Genomic DNA, 14,708 nt, shown 5'->3' on the forward strand with positions numbered 1-14,708 from the left:
ACGAGCAGGCTGTTTACATCCTGACCGTACTGCCGTCCTTATGCTCCAGCATAGAAGACCGACGGCACAGTTGGAAAACCGGCGCTGAACGGTCGCCATGACCGCCAGCGCCGGATTCTTGACTCAGGCCGGCTTGGCCTGGGCCACCATCTCTTCCAGGCGCTCCTTCTCCGCGTCCTTGATCTCTTCCTCGCTGATCATTTCGGCGATTTCACGCAGGCGCTCGACCACCCGGGCGTTCACGCTGCCCTCGGTGAACTGCCCGTTGTCGTCGAGTTCCCCGGCTTCCTCGCCCACCAGCAGGCTGAGCGCTTCATCGGCCTGCTTGACCGCGTAGACATGGAACTGCCCGGCCTCGACCGCCTGCAGCACACGCTCGTCGAGCATCAGCGTGGCGACGTTGGCGCGCGGAATGATCACCCCCTGGTCGCCGGTCAGCCCACGGGCCTCGCAGAGGCGGAAGAAGCCTTCGATCTTCTCGTTGACCCCACCGACCGCCTGCACCTCGCCGAACTGGTTGATCGAGCCGGTGATGGCGAAGCACTGCTTGAGCGGCGTACGCGAGAGGGCCGAGATCAGCGTGCAGACCTCGCCCAGCGATGCGCTGTCGCCGTCGACGTAGCCATAGGACTGCTCCAGGGCAATGCTCGCCGAGATCGCCAGGGGGAATTCCTGGGCATAGCGGCTGCCCAGGTAGCCCGTGAGGATCATCACGCCCTTGGAGTGGATCGGCTGGCCCAGGTTGACCTCGCGCTCGATATCGACGATGCCGCTACCGCCGGGGTAGACGGTGGCCGAGATGCGTGCCGGCATGCCGAACGCCGAGTCGCCGACCTCGAGCACGGTGAGGCCGTTGCACTTGCCGATCGCCGCGCCTTCGGTGTCGATCAGGATGATGCCGGCGAGCATGTCGTCGAGCACCCGCTGCGAGACCCGGCCGGTACGCGTGGCCTTGGCCTTGAGCGCGCGCTCGATGTGCCCGGCGTCGGTCATCTCGTCGCTGGCCAGTTGGCGGATGAAGTCTGCCTCGCTGACCAGCTGGAACAGATCGCCGATCCGTGCCGACAGGCGCGACTGGTTTTCCGCCAGACGTGCACTGAACGTGGCCAGCCGCGCCACGGCGTCACTGGTCAGCGGCGCCATGCCCTCTTCGTTGGTGCGGGTACGCAACAGTTGGGCGAACTGCTCGAGGTTCTCGTCGACCATCGGCATGTCTTCGTCGAAGTCGACCAGCACGCGGAACATCTCCTGGAAGTCCGGATCATGGTCCTGCAACGCGTAGTACAACTGGCGCGAGCCGATGATCACCAGCTTGACCTTGAGCGGGATCATCTGCGGCGTCAGGCTCACCGTGGCGACCCTGCCGAGCTCGCCCAGCGGCGATTCCATTTTCAGCTTGCGCGACTGCAGCGCCCGCTTGAGCGCGTCCCAGACGAACGGCTCGCCGAGCATCTTTTCCGCTTCGAGGATCAGGAAACCGCCATTGGCCCGGTGCAGGGCGCCGGGACGCAGCTGGCGGTACGAGGTGTACAGCGCGCCCTGATCGGTGCTGTATTCGATACGCCCGAACAGGTTGTCGTAGGTCGGGTGCGGTTCGAACACCACCGGCGCGCCGCCATCGACGTGGTGACCGACCACCAGGCTCGGCGCGTATTGCTCCTCGAGCAGCTTGCGTGCCACGGCGTCGGCCTTGCTGTCGTCGACCAGTTGTTCGACCACGGTGCGCAGCAGGTTCAACTGCACCGACTGCAGGTAGGCGCACACCGCTGCGTTTTCGGCGTACTTCTCCGAAAGTGGCGCCAGCAGTGGCTGCAGGGCCAGGGTGATGGTTTCTTCGTTCAACTGGCGCAGTTGGTTGTTCGACTCACGTTTCCACTGCGGCAGGCTGGCGAGTTCCTCGTTGAGGCGCTCTTCGAGGGCGGCGATGTCCTCATGGAACTGCTCGCGCACTGCCTCGGGCAGTTGGGCGAACTCGGCTTCGTCGAGGGCCTTGCCGTCGGCCATGGGGGTGAAGGCGACGTTGCTGGCGTCACGGTAAAGGGCCACGTCCTTTTCCAGCGAAGCCCGCTCGATCACATCCAGGGCGCGATCGTAGCGCTGGTTGAAGGCGCGATCGATGGCGCCTTTCTTCTGCTGGTAGGACGGGTGCTCGAACACCGCAGGGAAGGTGGCCAGCAGGTTGTCGATCAGCCCACCCATATCAGCGATGAAGGCGTGCGCGGTCCCCGAGGGCAGCTCCAGCGCGCGAGGCTCGCGGGTGTCGTCGTAATGGTTGACGTAGACCCAGTCGGACGGGGTCTGCTGGCGCTTGCCCTCGGCCTTGAGGTAGCGCTTGACGAACGAGAAGCGCCCGGTACCGGGCTCGCCCATCACGTAGACGTTGTAACCGGGGCGCGGCATGGCCACGCCGAATTGCAGGGCCTCGACAGCACGTTCCTGGCCCAGGACACCACGAAAAGGCTCCAGATCGTCGGTATGGGTAAACGCAAACTGCTCGGGAGAAAAACGCCGGGTCAGGGCTTCAGGCGCAAGACGCAGGCGCGCAGCGACGGGATCGGGCATTGGGTTTCCTTACTTCGGCGGGGCGATACGGAGCATTCTGGCGCTGCCAACGCGCGGGTTGCAAGGCTCCTTGGGACTTTATGTCGCAGCCGTACTCGCCTGGCGCACAGCAAATTTTTCGCAATCAACGACGCAACCTTTAGATCGTGCCTAAACTCCAAGCTGCGCGGGTGGGTAAAACGCTTTCCCGCCTGGCAACCGAGTTGCCAGACAACCCTGACCCTTGGTTAAGACAAATAGAGAACAATGCTATGAAACGGATTCTTCTGGGTACTCTGTTCACCGTGGTCTCCCTCAACGCCATGGCCGAAGCGCCAGGTGGCCCGAACTGCGGCTGGGGTAACCTGCTGTTCGAAGGCCAACGTGGCACCCCGGCCCACTTCCTGGCCTCCACCACCAACGGCACCTCCGGTAACGCCACCTTCGGCATGACCTCCGGTACCAACGGTTGCTCCACCAAAGCTGCACTGACCTACGGCGGCAAATCCTGGTTCGCCATGAATGGCATGATGAACGAGCTGTCCGAAGACATGGCCATGGGCCAAGGCGAAGCGCTGACCACCTATGCGGTGGTACTGGGCGTCGCACCTGAAGACCGCGGCTACTTCGCATCGGTCACCCACCAGCACTTCAACCAGATCTTCAGCAGCGCCGACGTGAACGCCGAAACCGTTCATGCCAACACCCTGGCTGTCCTGAAGAGCGACCCACGCCTGGCCAAATACGCCACCGAGGCCTGAGTCCGGCATCTCCCGCCCCGCTACCGGGGCGGGTTTCGCTTTTCTTTCGGCATCGTTGAGAAGTAGTTGCCCCCATGCTCAAACGCCTCGCTTCCCTGGCGCTGCTGTTCTGCGCCCCGCTTCACGCAGCGCCCGTGCTGGATGACGCCCGTGTTCGGCAACTGGCCGGTACGCCTTACTGGATCGCCCTCGGTCACTACGAGACCGCCAAGCTCGGCGGCTGGCGCAGCTATGTGGACGATGACGCTTTCTTCCTCGCCGCCGATGGCGCCCACCATCCCGATCATGAGCTGCGGGCCACGGTGCACGCGCTGTACGCACCGGCCAACCTCGGCGACAAGCATGCCCAGTGCGTTTTCCCGGCACGCACCCGTTGGCTGCGTGAACAGCTCGACCTGCAGAACCTGCCGCAACCGGACTGCCAGGAATTCAAGACCTGGTACCAGTCGATCGACCCGCACAGCGCTGCGCTGATCTTCCCGGCGGCCTACCTGAACAGCCCATCGTCCATGTTCGGCCATACCCTGCTGCGCATCGACCAATCCAATACCCGCAGCGACGACACGACGTTGCTGAGCTACGCCATCAACTTCGGTGCCTATATCGAAGGCAGCGACAACAGCATTCTCTACGCCTGGAAAGGCCTGATGGGTGGTTACCCCGGCCTGTTCGCGCTGATGCCCTACCAGGAGAAACTGTCCGAATACCGCAGCCTGGAAAACCGCGACCTGTGGGAATACCAGCTGGACCTCACGCCGGAAGAGACCGGGCGTATGGTCGAGCATGTGTGGGAACTCAAGCAGATCCAGTTCGATTACTTCTTCTTCGATGAAAACTGCTCCTACCGCCTGCTCGAACTGCTGCAGGTGGCGCGGCCAGGTCTGGACCTGACCTCGCAGTTTCCGCTTACCGCCATCCCCACCGACACGGTCAAGGCGGTGAAACAGTCGGGCCTGGTGTCGAGCATCAACTACCGGCCCTCGCGTGAACGTGAACTGCTGGCCCGCGCCGAACCGCTCGACCATGCCGAGAAGCGCCAGGTACTGGCCGTCAGCGCCGACACCAGGCAACTGCAAGCCCCCGAATTCACCGCCCTGCCCCGCGAACGCCAGGCCCTGGTGCAGGATGCCGCATACCGCCTGGAGCGCTACCGCGCCAACGGCCAGGAACGCGACCCCGAACAGGCCCGGCGCAGCTTCGAGTTGCTCCGGGCGATCAACCGCAACCCACCGCCGCCGCTGGAGATCGAGCGCCCCGGGTTGCCCGAGGACGGCCATGACTCGCGCACCTGGCAACTGGGCGTGGGCACTCGCGAAGACCGGGCATACGCCGAATACGGCCTGCGCATGGCCTACCACGATCTCAACGACAACGCCTACGGCTTCCCGCTGGGGGCGCAGATCGAGATCCTCCAGCTCAAGGTGCGCCAATACGAGGGCAACGACTGGCAGGTGCAACGCCTGGACCTGGCCACCATCCGTTCGCTGACGCCGCGCAACGAGCTGCTCAAGCCCTGGTCCTGGCAAGTGGCTGGCGGCCTGGAGCGGGTGCCTGGCAAGCATGACGACGAAGTGCTGGTCAGCCACGTCAACGGCGGCGCTGGCGGCACCTGGCAACTGGCCGACGGCCTGCTGGGCTTTGCCTTGGGCACGCTGCGTGTCGAGCATCACAACGACTTCGCCCAGTTCGTGGCACCGGCGACGGGCTTCAACGGCGGCCTGCTGTGGCGCAATGGGTTGGGCAACATGACCCTGGAGGCCAAGGGCGACTACTTCACCAATGGCGAAGTACGGCGCAGCCTGAGTCTCAATCAGCAGTGGGAAATCAGCCAGAACCTGGGTGTGCGCCTGAGTGCAGCAAGGCAGTTCAGCCACCTGGCCAGCGCGCAGAACGAGGTGACGCTGGAGTTGAAGTGGTACCACTACTGAGCCAGGCCGTGAACCCACCGACTCTTTGACACGTTTTTGACCCCTCTCCGACAAATAGCCACCTAGACTTCCCGCATCACCGGGAGGTCCAGGGGCTATGTGGCGGTATGTGTTCGGCTTGTGCGTCGTGTTGTCGTTGTGGGGCTGTGAAACCACCCACGAGCAGATGCTCGAACGGGGATACCCGCCGGCCTACGCCGATGGTTTTCAGGATGGCTGCAGCAGTGGCCGCCAGGCCGCCGGCTTGATGGTCGGTGGCTTTCGCAAGGACGTGCCGCGCTACCTGGATGAGCGCCAGTACGAAAACGGCTGGGACGACGGTTTCCGCCAGTGTCAGGCGATGCAGAACAGCGAAGACCTGCGCCAGTACCGCGAACGCTACTGGGACGAACGCGATCGCGACTGGCAGCAGGAAAAAGACCGCGACGCCGCCCGCGCCTATCGACGCAAGTAGGTCGCGCCGGGACATTCGGCGAAACCCCGCCCCTGTCACCATGGTCTTCTGCACAAGGAGGCCATTACATGAGCCGAGCATTCGTCAACGAGGACCACGCTGCCGCCCAGGCCAGCCAGCCGGTGGAGCGACGCGTCAGCGACCAGCCCAACTACGTCACCGCCGCCGGCCTGCGCCAGCTGCAACAGCGCGTGGCCGAACTCAATGCCCAACGCAGCGACCTGCAGGCGCAGGGAGAGCGCGCCGACCGCCAGCAACTGGCCGATGTCGAGCGTGACCTGCGGTATTTCAGTGCCCGGGTACAGAGCGCCCAAGTAGTCCCTGCCGCGACGTCGCGCAGCAAGGTGCAAATCGGCAGCCGGGTCAGGTTCGTCGATGAACAGGACCAGGAGCACCAGGTGCAATTGGTGGGCGAGGACGAGGCCGATGCTGGGCGCGGGTTGATCAACTGGGGGTCGCCACTGGGGCGGGCGCTGCTGGGCGCAGGGCCGGGGGATGAGGTGGTGTGGCGGCGGCCAGCGGGGGATTTGGCGATCGAGGTGATCGAGATCGGCGGTGCTGGCTAGGGCCCTGGGGGCTGCTGCGCAGCCCTATCGCGACGCAAGGCCGCTCCCACAAACGAAACGCAGAGTACTTGGAGGAGCTAGGGCTCTGGGGCTGCTGCGCAGCCCTATCGCGACGCAAGGCCGCTCCCACAAACGAAACGCAGAGTACTTGGAGGAGCTAGGGCTCTGGGGCTGCTGCGCAGCACTATCGCGACGCAAGGCCGCTCCCACAAACGAAACGCAGAGTACTAGGAGGAGCTAGGGCTCTGGGGCTGCTGCGCAGCCCTATCGCGACGCAAGGCCGCTCCCACAAACGAAGCGCAGAGTACGTGTGGGAGCGGCCTTGCGTCGCGATAGGGCCGCGCAGCGGCCCCTGCGGTTTCGGACTCAGACCACGCCCTGGGCCAGCATGGCATCGGCGACTTTCACGAAGCCGGCGATGTTTGCGCCCTTGACGTAGTTGACGCTGCCATCGGCTTCCTCGCCATAGTGCACGCAAGCATGGTGGATCGACTGCATGATGTTGTGCAGCTTGCTGTCCACTTCCCCGGCAGTCCACAGCAGGCGCATGGCGTTTTGCGACATCTCCAGGCCCGAGACGGCCACGCCACCGGCGTTGGATGCCTTGCCCGGCGCATAGAGGATGCCGGCCTCGATGAAGATATCCACAGCGTCCAGAGTGGTCGGCATGTTGGCGCCTTCGGCCACGCAGATGCAGCCATTGCTGAGCAAGGTGCGGGCGTCCTCGCTGCACAGTTCGTTCTGGGTGGCGCATGGCAGGGCGATGTCGCATGGCAGGCTCCACGGGGTCTGGCCCTTGCGGAACTCCAGGCCGAACTGCCCGGCCAACTCGCTGATGCGGCCACGCTTGACGTTCTTGAGTTCCATCAGCGCATCCCACTGGGCATCGGTCAGGCCGGCCTCGGCGTAAAGCGTGCCTTCGGAGTCCGACAGCGAGATGACCTTGCCGCCCAGGTCCATGACCTTGCGTGCAGCATATTGGGCCACGTTGCCGGAGCCGGAGATGGCCACGCGGCGCCCGTCGATGCGCTTGTCCTGGCGCTTGAGCATCTCTTCGGCGAAGTACACGCAGCCGTAGCCGGTGGCTTCTGGACGGATCAGGCTGCCACCGTAGGTCATGCCCTTGCCGGTCAGCACCGAGGTGAACTGGTTGGCCAGGCGCTTGTACTGGCCGAACATGAAGCCGATTTCGCGCGCGCCCACGCCGATGTCACCGGCCGGTACATCGCAGTCGGCACCGATGTGGCGGTACAGCTCGCTCATGAAGGCCTGGCAGAAGCGCATGACCTCGGCGTCGCTCTTGCCCTTCGGATCGAAGTCCGAACCGCCCTTGCCACCGCCCATGGGCAGCGAGGTCAGGGAGTTCTTGAAGACCTGTTCGAAGGCCAGGAACTTGAGCACGCTCAGGTTCACCGAGGGGTGGAAGCGCAGGCCGCCCTTGTAGGGACCGATGGCGCTGCTCATCTGGATGCGATAACCGCGGTTGACCTGGACCTTGCCCTGGTCATCGACCCAGGACACCCGGAACAGTACGGCACGCTCTGGCTCGACCATGCGTTCGAGGATACCGGCCTGCAGGTAACGAGGGTTGGCTTCGAGGAATGGCCAGAGGCTGCGCAGCACCTCTTCCACCGCCTGGTGGAATTCAGGCTGGCCTGGGTCGCGTTGCTGGAGGCGTGCGAGGAAATGGTCGACAGATTCGATCATGGTAGACATCTCACCAAGAGGGATTGGACTTATTGGTTTTTTCAGGAATGTACCAAGAAGCAATCGCACCGGAACAGGGCAAAATGTCGTTTTTATGAAATTTTTTGGTGCGTTTTATATAAATGTATACAGTTTCCTGTCGGCGGTGTCTGTTTCGCGGGCAAGCCCGGTCCCACAAGGACTCTCGTGATACTCAAGGTTTGTGGATCATCTGTAGGAGCGGGCTTGCCCGCGAAGCAGCCGCCGCGACTTACGGGTAAGCACAAAAATGGGGCCTAAAAAGGCCCCATTCCTGTGCATCCAAAACCGACTTACTGCGCCAGCTTCTTGTGCCGTACGCGGTGCGGCTGGGTGGCCGCGTCGCCGAGACGCTTCTTGCGATCGGCCTCGTACTCGGTGTAGTTACCCTCGAAGAACACCACGTTGGAGTCGTCTTCGTACGCCAGGATGTGGGTGGCCACACGGTCCAGGAACCAACGGTCGTGGGAAATCACGATCGCGGCACCAGGGAAGTCCAGCAAGGCTTCTTCCAGCGAACGCAGGGTTTCGACGTCGAGGTCGTTGGACGGTTCGTCGAGCAGCAGGACGTTGCCGCCCTCCTTCAGGGTCAGGGCCAGGTGCAGACGGCCACGCTCACCACCGGAGAGGTCCTTGACGAACTTCTGCTGATCGCCGCCCTTGAAGTTGAAGCGGCCGACGTAGGTACGCGACGGGATCTCGTAGCTGCCGATGCGGATCTGGTCGGAACCGTCGGAGATCTGCTGGAACACGGTCTTGGCGCCGTCGAGGTCTTCGCGGCTCTGGTCGACGCAGGCCAACTGCACGGTTTCGCCGATCTCGATGCTGCCCGAGTCCGGTTGTTCCTTGCCCATCAGCATGCGGAACAGGGTCGACTTACCGGCACCGTTACCGCCGATCACGCCGACGATGGCGCCCTTGGGCATGGCGAACGACAGGTTGTCGATCAGCACGCGATCGCCATAGCCCTTGGTGACGTTCTTGAACTCGATGACCTTGTCGCCCAGCCGCGGACCCGCCGGGATGTAGATCTCGTTGGTTTCGCTGCGCTTCTGGAATTCCTGCGACTGCATTTCCTCGAAGCGCTGCAGACGTGCCTTGGACTTGGACTGACGGGCCTTGGCGCCTTTGCGCACCCATTCCAGCTCTTCCTTCATGGCCTTTTCATGGGCGCTCTGCTGCTTGGATTCCTGCGCCAGACGCTCCGACTTGGCCTCCAGCCAGCCCGAGTAGTTGCCTTCGTACGGGATGCCCGCGCCGCGGTCCAGTTCGAGGATCCAGCCAGCCACGTTGTCGAGGAAGTAACGGTCGTGGGTGATGGCCACCACGGTGCCGGGGAAGTCGTGCAGGAAACGCTCCAGCCAGGCAACCGAGTCCGCGTCCAGGTGGTTGGTCGGTTCGTCGAGCAGCAGCATGTCGGGGGCCGACAGCAGCAGGCGGCACAGGGCTACACGGCGCTTTTCACCACCAGAGAGGTGTTCGATCTTCGCTTCCCAGGCCGGCAGGCGCAGGGCGTCGGCGGCGACGTCGAGCTGGCGCTCGAGGTTGTGGCCGTCGGCTGCCTGCAAAATGGCTTCGAGCTTGGCCTGCTCGGCGGCCAGCTTGTCGAAGTCGGCGTCGGGCTCGGCGTAGGCGGCATAGACCTCGTCCAGGCGGGCCTGGGCGTCCTTGATCACACTGACCGCTTCCTCGACCACTTCACGTACGGTCTTGGTCGGATCCAGCTGCGGCTCCTGGGGCAGGTAGCCGACATTGATATCGGGCATCGGGCGGGCTTCGCCGTCGAATTCCTTGTCGACGCCTGCCATGATCCGCAGCAGGGTCGATTTACCCGCACCGTTCAGGCCGAGCACGCCGATCTTGGCGCCGGGGAAGAACGACAGGGAAATGTTCTTGAGAATCTCCCGCTTCGGCGGCACGACCTTGCTCAGCCGATGCATGGTGTAGACGTATTGAGCCAAAACCAAGCCCTCTAATTTAGATAGGTAAAGACATCGACGATCGCCCAGCCTGGCCGGCCGGGTGACGTGTTGACGGGTGTCGTTGAACAAAGACGACCATTCTACGCCAACGCGCAGCGTTGCACAGGGTGGTCGGATGGTGGGGATGCCGGGAGACTTGTATTGGGCTGTGCGGGCCTCTTGGCGACCCGCACAATGTTCCGCCAGCTCAGACGTGACGCTGCTTTACCTTGCCCCGCGGCAACCGGCAACGGTCGCCCTTCTCGGCCAGGCGCGCGGCCCAGGCGGCTTTCGCGCTGAAACCACCACTGCGGGCGGGCTGTTCGGCAACCTTGGTGTGTGCCGCGACAGCCTTGGGCTTGCTCACGGCAACGGCAGGCGCTGCTGCAACCGAGGCGACCGGGGCCACGGCTGGTGCGGCGGCCTTGGCGCTATTGCGCAGTTCGGCCAAAGAAGGCGACTTGGCCTTGGCGGCAGCGGCCGGATCAGGCTTGACCAGCGAACGCTGGCAGGATTTGCACGATACGTCGTCGGTCACGGCAGTGCTGACAAGGGTCTGACTGCTGCGCCCACAGGCGGAATCGAGGCCATTGGTGGAATAGTGTGTAACCAAAACCGAACATCTCCGATGCGTTGTCATTGAAGCGGGCGGCATTCTCGCACAACTTGCGGGGCCTTGCCGAACGCAGGACCGGCGTCGGTCGACCAGCGCACGAATACTGGCAGTTTGACATAATCCTAGGCATGCTAGCTGATTTCGGGCGCTCGGCCTTATAGTGCGCGCCCTTGATCGACCCTGACAGCGGCACATACCGTGCATATTCCGAACCTGCCATCGCCAGCCCATTCGCAGGACCAACGCTTGACCGACCTCAATCAACCGTCATTGCCGCCCCTCGCGCGCCAGGCGTCCGCAGCCTCGCTGCATGCCACGGTAAAGGCTGGGCTGGCCCTGCTGGCCCTGGTTCTGCTGGGGTTGCTGCTGTGGCAGCTGTTCGCCCAGTTCCGTCACACCCAGGCCGAACAGCGCCAGCAACACCTGGTGGCCAGCGCCGAACTGGCCGATCACCTGAGCCTCAACCTGGCGCTGAAGGCCGAACAGGCGTCCAATGTCGTCCAGCCTTACGTCAAGGCGCCGGCGCCCGACGCCCTGCCCAGCCTGCTGGCAACCCTGCGCGATCGCCTGCCGACCCTGCAGCAACTGGCCTGGCTTGACCATGACGGGCGCATCCTCAGCGATACCCTGAGCGGCAGCCCTGACCGCCAGATGATTGGCGAACTACTGACGCTCAACCAGGGCCGCAGCTATCTGTTCGCCAATGCCCCGGACAACCGGACCATCTACCTGCTCCTGCGTCAGTCGCCCGAGCAGGATCGCGGCTATTGGTTGCTGCGCCTGTCGCGGGTGTATTACCGGTCGCTCATCGACCACCTCGAGCGCCCAGGGGACACCCTCTGGGTGCTGGAAAACAGCCGCAGCGGCGAAGTGCTCGAGCGCCAGGGCCCCAGCGCTTCGAGCGCGGCGCCATTGCAGAGCGTGATGCTCGCCTTCATCAACAACAGCACCTGGCAGTTGCGCGGTCTGTACGACGCCGACCTGGCACGCCAGAAGCTGCTGCCGGCGCTGATCGGCAAGTGCCTGCTGGTGCTGCTCTGTGCCCTCTTGCCGGTGCTGGCGCTGATGAGCATGCGCCGCCGCCAGCGCGCCCTGCAGGATGACCGCCGGCGCTACCAGGAAATCTTCGAAGGCACCGGAGTGGCCCTGTGCGTGCTCGACCTGTCGAGCCTGCCCGGCCAACTCGACCGCTACCACCTGCGCAATCACGCGGCGCTCAAGCAAAGCCTGGCCCTGGACCCGAACCTGCGCCGTTCGCTGCTGCTGGAACTGAAGATCACCGAGATCAACCAGGTAGCCCGGCAGCTACTCAATGTCCAATGCCACGAGGGCGCCTGGCAGCGCCTGATCGATGGCAGCGGCGATGGCCGCGACAGCGTCGGCATGCAGTTGATCGATGCGTTGATCGAACAGCGTCCGCTGCTTGAGCTGGAGGTGCGCCTGCCGGCGCCGCTGGGCGGCGAGCTGCACCTGTGGCTGATGGCGCGCCTGCCCCAGCAGCGGCGCGACTACCAGGCGGTGATCCTGAGCATCAGCGACATCACCAGCCGCAAGCAGGTGGAGCTTTCGCTGCTCGAGCGCGAGAGTTTCTGGTCGGACGTGGTCCGCACAGTGCCTGACCAACTCTACGTGCAGGACGTCTGCCCAGCGGATGATCTTCTCCAACCGCCATCTGGGCCAGACCTTGGGCTACGACCGCACCGAGCTGTCGCAGATGGGTGACCGCTTCTGGGAGTTGCTGCTCCATCCAGGCGATGCCGCCCTCTACCAGGGACTGCGCCAGCAACAACGCGATAATGCCCACGATGAGTCGCTGCACTGCCAGCTGCGTTTCCGCCACCGTGACGGCAACTGGCGTTGCTACGAGATCCGCGAGCAGGTGCTGACCCGCGATGCCGACGGCCTGGTCACCCGCATCATTGGCGTGGGCAAGGACGTCACCGTGCAGATCGAGGCCAGCCAGTCGCTGCGTGACAGCGAGCAGCGCTACCGCCTGCTGGCCGAGAGCATCAGCGACGTGATCTTCTCCACCGACAGCGGCTTGCAGCTCAACTACGTCAGCCCATCGGTGAAGGCGGTGCTGGGCTACCCGGTGGAATGGATCTTCGACAATGGCTGGCACTCGATCATCGCCAACCCGGCCCAGCTCACGGGTATCTACAGCCTCATGGAGCGGGTCAGCAAGGCCATGGGCGACCCTGAGCAACTCGAGCAACTGCGTGGCCAGATGCCCATGCAGCTGTTCCAGTTCGACTGCCTGCGCGCCGATGGCCGCAAGATCCCTATCGAACTGCGCCTGGTGCTGGTCTGGGACGATCACCAGCGCTTCGAGGGCGTGCTCGGCGTCGGCCGCGACATCAGTCAGCAGCGTCGTGCGGAAAAAGACCTGCGCATGGCTGCCACGGTATTCGAGCACTCGACCTCGGCCATCCTCATCACCGACCCCGCCGGCTACATCGTGCAGGCCAACGAGGCGTTCAGCCGGGTCAGCGGGTACGCAGCCGATGAGGTCCTCGACGAGTTGCCCGGCATGCTCACCGTGGATGAGCAGCAGGAAGGCCACCTGCGCTACGTGATCAAGCAGTTGCACGAGCACAACAGCTGGGAAGGCGAGGTCTGGCTCAAGCGCCGCAATGGCGAGCGCTACCCGGCCTGGGTCGGCATTAACGCAGTGTTCGACGACGAAGGCGACCTGGCCAGCTACGTGTGTTTCTTCACCGACATCAGCGAGCGCAAGGCCAGCGAGCAGCGTATCCACCGCCTGGCCTACTACGACGCCCTGACCCACCTGCCCAACCGCACGCTGTTCCAGGACCGCCTGCACACCGCGCTGCAGCAGGCCGAGCGGCTGAAGTCGTGGGTGGTGCTGATGTTCCTCGACCTGGACCGTTTCAAGCCGATCAACGACTCCCTTGGCCACGCCGCCGGCGACAGCATGCTCAAGGACATGGCCCTGCGCCTGCTGGCCTGCGTCGACGAAGACGACACCGTGGCACGTATGGGCGGTGATGAGTTCACCCTGCTGCTGCAGCCGCGCGCCACCCGCGAAATGGCGCTGAACCGTGCCATCCATGTGGCCGAGAGCATACTTGGCAGCCTGGTGACCCCGTTCGTGCTGGAAAGCCGCGAGTTCTTCGTCACGGCCAGCATCGGTATCGCCCTCAGCCCGCAGGACGGTAGCGAGCTGAGCCAGCTGATGAAAAACGCCGACACCGCCATGTACCACGCCAAGGAGCGCGGCAAGAACAACTTCCAGTTCTACCAAGCCGAGATGAACGCCAGCGCACTGGAACGCCTGGAATTGGAAAGCGACCTGCGCCACGCCCTGGAGCAGAACGAGTTCATCCTCTACTACCAACCGCAGTTCAGCGGCGACGGCCTGCGCCTGACCGGCGCCGAGGCGTTGCTGCGCTGGCGCCACCCGACGCGCGGGCTGGTCCCGCCGGGCGACTTCATCCCGGTGATCGAGGAGCTTGGCCTGGTGGTGGATGTCGGCGACTGGGTGCTGCGTGAAGCCAGCCGCCAGCTCAAGGCCTGGCACAAGGCCAAGGTGCGGGTACCGAAGGTGTCGGTGAACATCTCCGCGCGGCAGTTCTCCGATGGCCAGTTGGGCACGCGGATCGCGACCATTCTCGACGAGACCGGCCTGCCACCGGCGTGCCTGGAGCTGGAGCTGACCGAAAGCATCCTGATGCGCGAGGTCAACGAAGCCATGCAGATCCTCGACAGCCTGAAGAAGCTGGGCCTGAGCATCGCGGTCGACGACTTCGGCACCGGCTATTCCTCGCTCAACTACCTCAAGCAGTTCCCCATCGACGTGCTGAAGATCGACCGCACCTTCGTCGACGGCCTGCCCGAAGGCGAGCAGGATGCGCAAATCGCCCGGGCGATCATCGCCATGGCCCACAGCCTCAACCTGGCGGTGATCGCCGAAGGCGTGGAGACCCACGAGCAGCTCGGTTTCCTGCGCGAGCACGGCTGCGACGAAGTGCAGGGCTATCTGTTCGGGCGGCCCATGCCGGCCCACCAGTTCGAGGCGCAGTTCGCCGACGAGGGGCTGCCGCTGATCCGGTAAGGCCGCTCCCACACCAAGACGCATGGCGGCACTGAACCGCACCTGAAAACGGACTTTCGAGTCAACTCCTGCACGCCGCCA

Annotated in this window: 8 protein-coding genes and 1 pseudogene; 5 read left to right on the forward strand and 4 right to left on the reverse strand. The window is 64.0% G+C overall.

Translation table 11 applies throughout. The features are described from left to right. Positions 1–123: 123 nt before the first annotated feature. Positions 124–2,562 (reverse strand): Lon protease family protein, encoded by a 2,439-nt coding sequence (locus E6B08_RS26600; protein WP_136916692.1) that lies wholly within the window; start codon positions 2,560–2,562, stop codon positions 124–126. A 251-nt stretch (positions 2,563–2,813) separates the two neighbouring features. Here E6B08_RS26600 and E6B08_RS26610 point away from each other — a divergent pair, with 251 nt between their 5' ends. The 4 genes from E6B08_RS26610 (at position 2,814) to E6B08_RS26625 (ending at position 6,250) form a co-directional block, all read left to right on the forward strand. Then, positions 2,814–3,302: a DUF3015 domain-containing protein gene (locus tag E6B08_RS26610; RefSeq protein ID WP_133331165.1), complete on the forward strand. Its 489-nt coding sequence runs from the start codon at positions 2,814–2,816 to the stop codon at positions 3,300–3,302. Positions 3,303–3,376: 74 nt separating this feature from the next. After that, the gene (locus tag E6B08_RS26615; RefSeq protein ID WP_136916694.1) at positions 3,377–5,230 is read left to right on the forward strand and encodes a DUF4105 domain-containing protein; all 1,854 of its coding nucleotides are present in this window, start codon (positions 3,377–3,379) and stop codon (positions 5,228–5,230) included. Positions 5,231–5,327: 97 nt separating this feature from the next. Continuing rightward, positions 5,328–5,684, forward strand: a complete 357-nt coding sequence (locus E6B08_RS26620; protein WP_136916695.1) for a hypothetical protein — start codon at positions 5,328–5,330, stop codon at positions 5,682–5,684. Positions 5,685–5,752: 68 nt separating this feature from the next. Beyond that, entirely contained in the window at positions 5,753–6,250 is a 498-nt protein-coding gene (locus E6B08_RS26625) for a GreA/GreB family elongation factor (protein ID WP_136916696.1), read from the forward strand. Between the two features lie 366 nt (positions 6,251–6,616). Here the strand turns inward: E6B08_RS26625 and gdhA are convergent, their stop codons facing one another. From gdhA to E6B08_RS26640, 3 genes are all read right to left on the reverse strand, one after another. Continuing rightward, positions 6,617–7,957: an NADP-specific glutamate dehydrogenase gene (gene gdhA, locus E6B08_RS26630; protein ID WP_136916697.1), complete on the reverse strand. Its 1,341-nt coding sequence runs from the start codon at positions 7,955–7,957 to the stop codon at positions 6,617–6,619. Between the two features lie 311 nt (positions 7,958–8,268). Beyond that, on the reverse strand, positions 8,269–9,936 hold the full coding sequence (ettA, locus tag E6B08_RS26635) for an energy-dependent translational throttle protein EttA (protein WP_136916698.1): 1,668 nt from the start codon (positions 9,934–9,936) through the stop codon (positions 8,269–8,271). A 208-nt stretch (positions 9,937–10,144) separates the two neighbouring features. Further along, positions 10,145–10,549: a hypothetical protein gene (locus E6B08_RS26640; RefSeq protein ID WP_136916699.1), complete on the reverse strand. Its 405-nt coding sequence runs from the start codon at positions 10,547–10,549 to the stop codon at positions 10,145–10,147. A gap of 249 nt (positions 10,550–10,798) precedes the next feature. Between E6B08_RS26640 and E6B08_RS26645 the strand changes: the two are divergent. After that, a pseudogene (locus tag E6B08_RS26645) lies at positions 10,799–14,627 on the forward strand (EAL and GGDEF domain-containing protein). Positions 14,628–14,708 lie beyond the last annotated feature (81 nt).

The organism is Pseudomonas putida (assembly GCF_005080685.1).
In the GTDB taxonomy this organism is placed as follows: Bacteria; Pseudomonadota; Gammaproteobacteria; order Pseudomonadales; family Pseudomonadaceae; genus Aquipseudomonas; species Aquipseudomonas putida_V.

What these genes read in the sequence shown, in the direction of transcription:
- E6B08_RS26610 (WP_133331165.1), top strand. Translation starts at nt 2,814, where the DNA reads ATGAAACGGATTCTTCTGGGTACTCTGTTCACCGTGGTCTCCCTCAAC.
- E6B08_RS26600 (WP_136916692.1), bottom strand. Translation starts at nt 2,562, where the DNA reads ATGCCCGATCCCGTCGCTGCGCGCCTGCGTCTTGCGCCTGAAGCCCTG.
- E6B08_RS26625 (WP_136916696.1), top strand. Translation starts at nt 5,753, where the DNA reads ATGAGCCGAGCATTCGTCAACGAGGACCACGCTGCCGCCCAGGCCAGC.
- E6B08_RS26615 (WP_136916694.1), top strand. Translation starts at nt 3,377, where the DNA reads ATGCTCAAACGCCTCGCTTCCCTGGCGCTGCTGTTCTGCGCCCCGCTT.
- gdhA (WP_136916697.1), bottom strand. Translation starts at nt 7,957, where the DNA reads ATGATCGAATCTGTCGACCATTTCCTCGCACGCCTCCAGCAACGCGAC.
- E6B08_RS26620 (WP_136916695.1), top strand. Translation starts at nt 5,328, where the DNA reads ATGTGGCGGTATGTGTTCGGCTTGTGCGTCGTGTTGTCGTTGTGGGGC.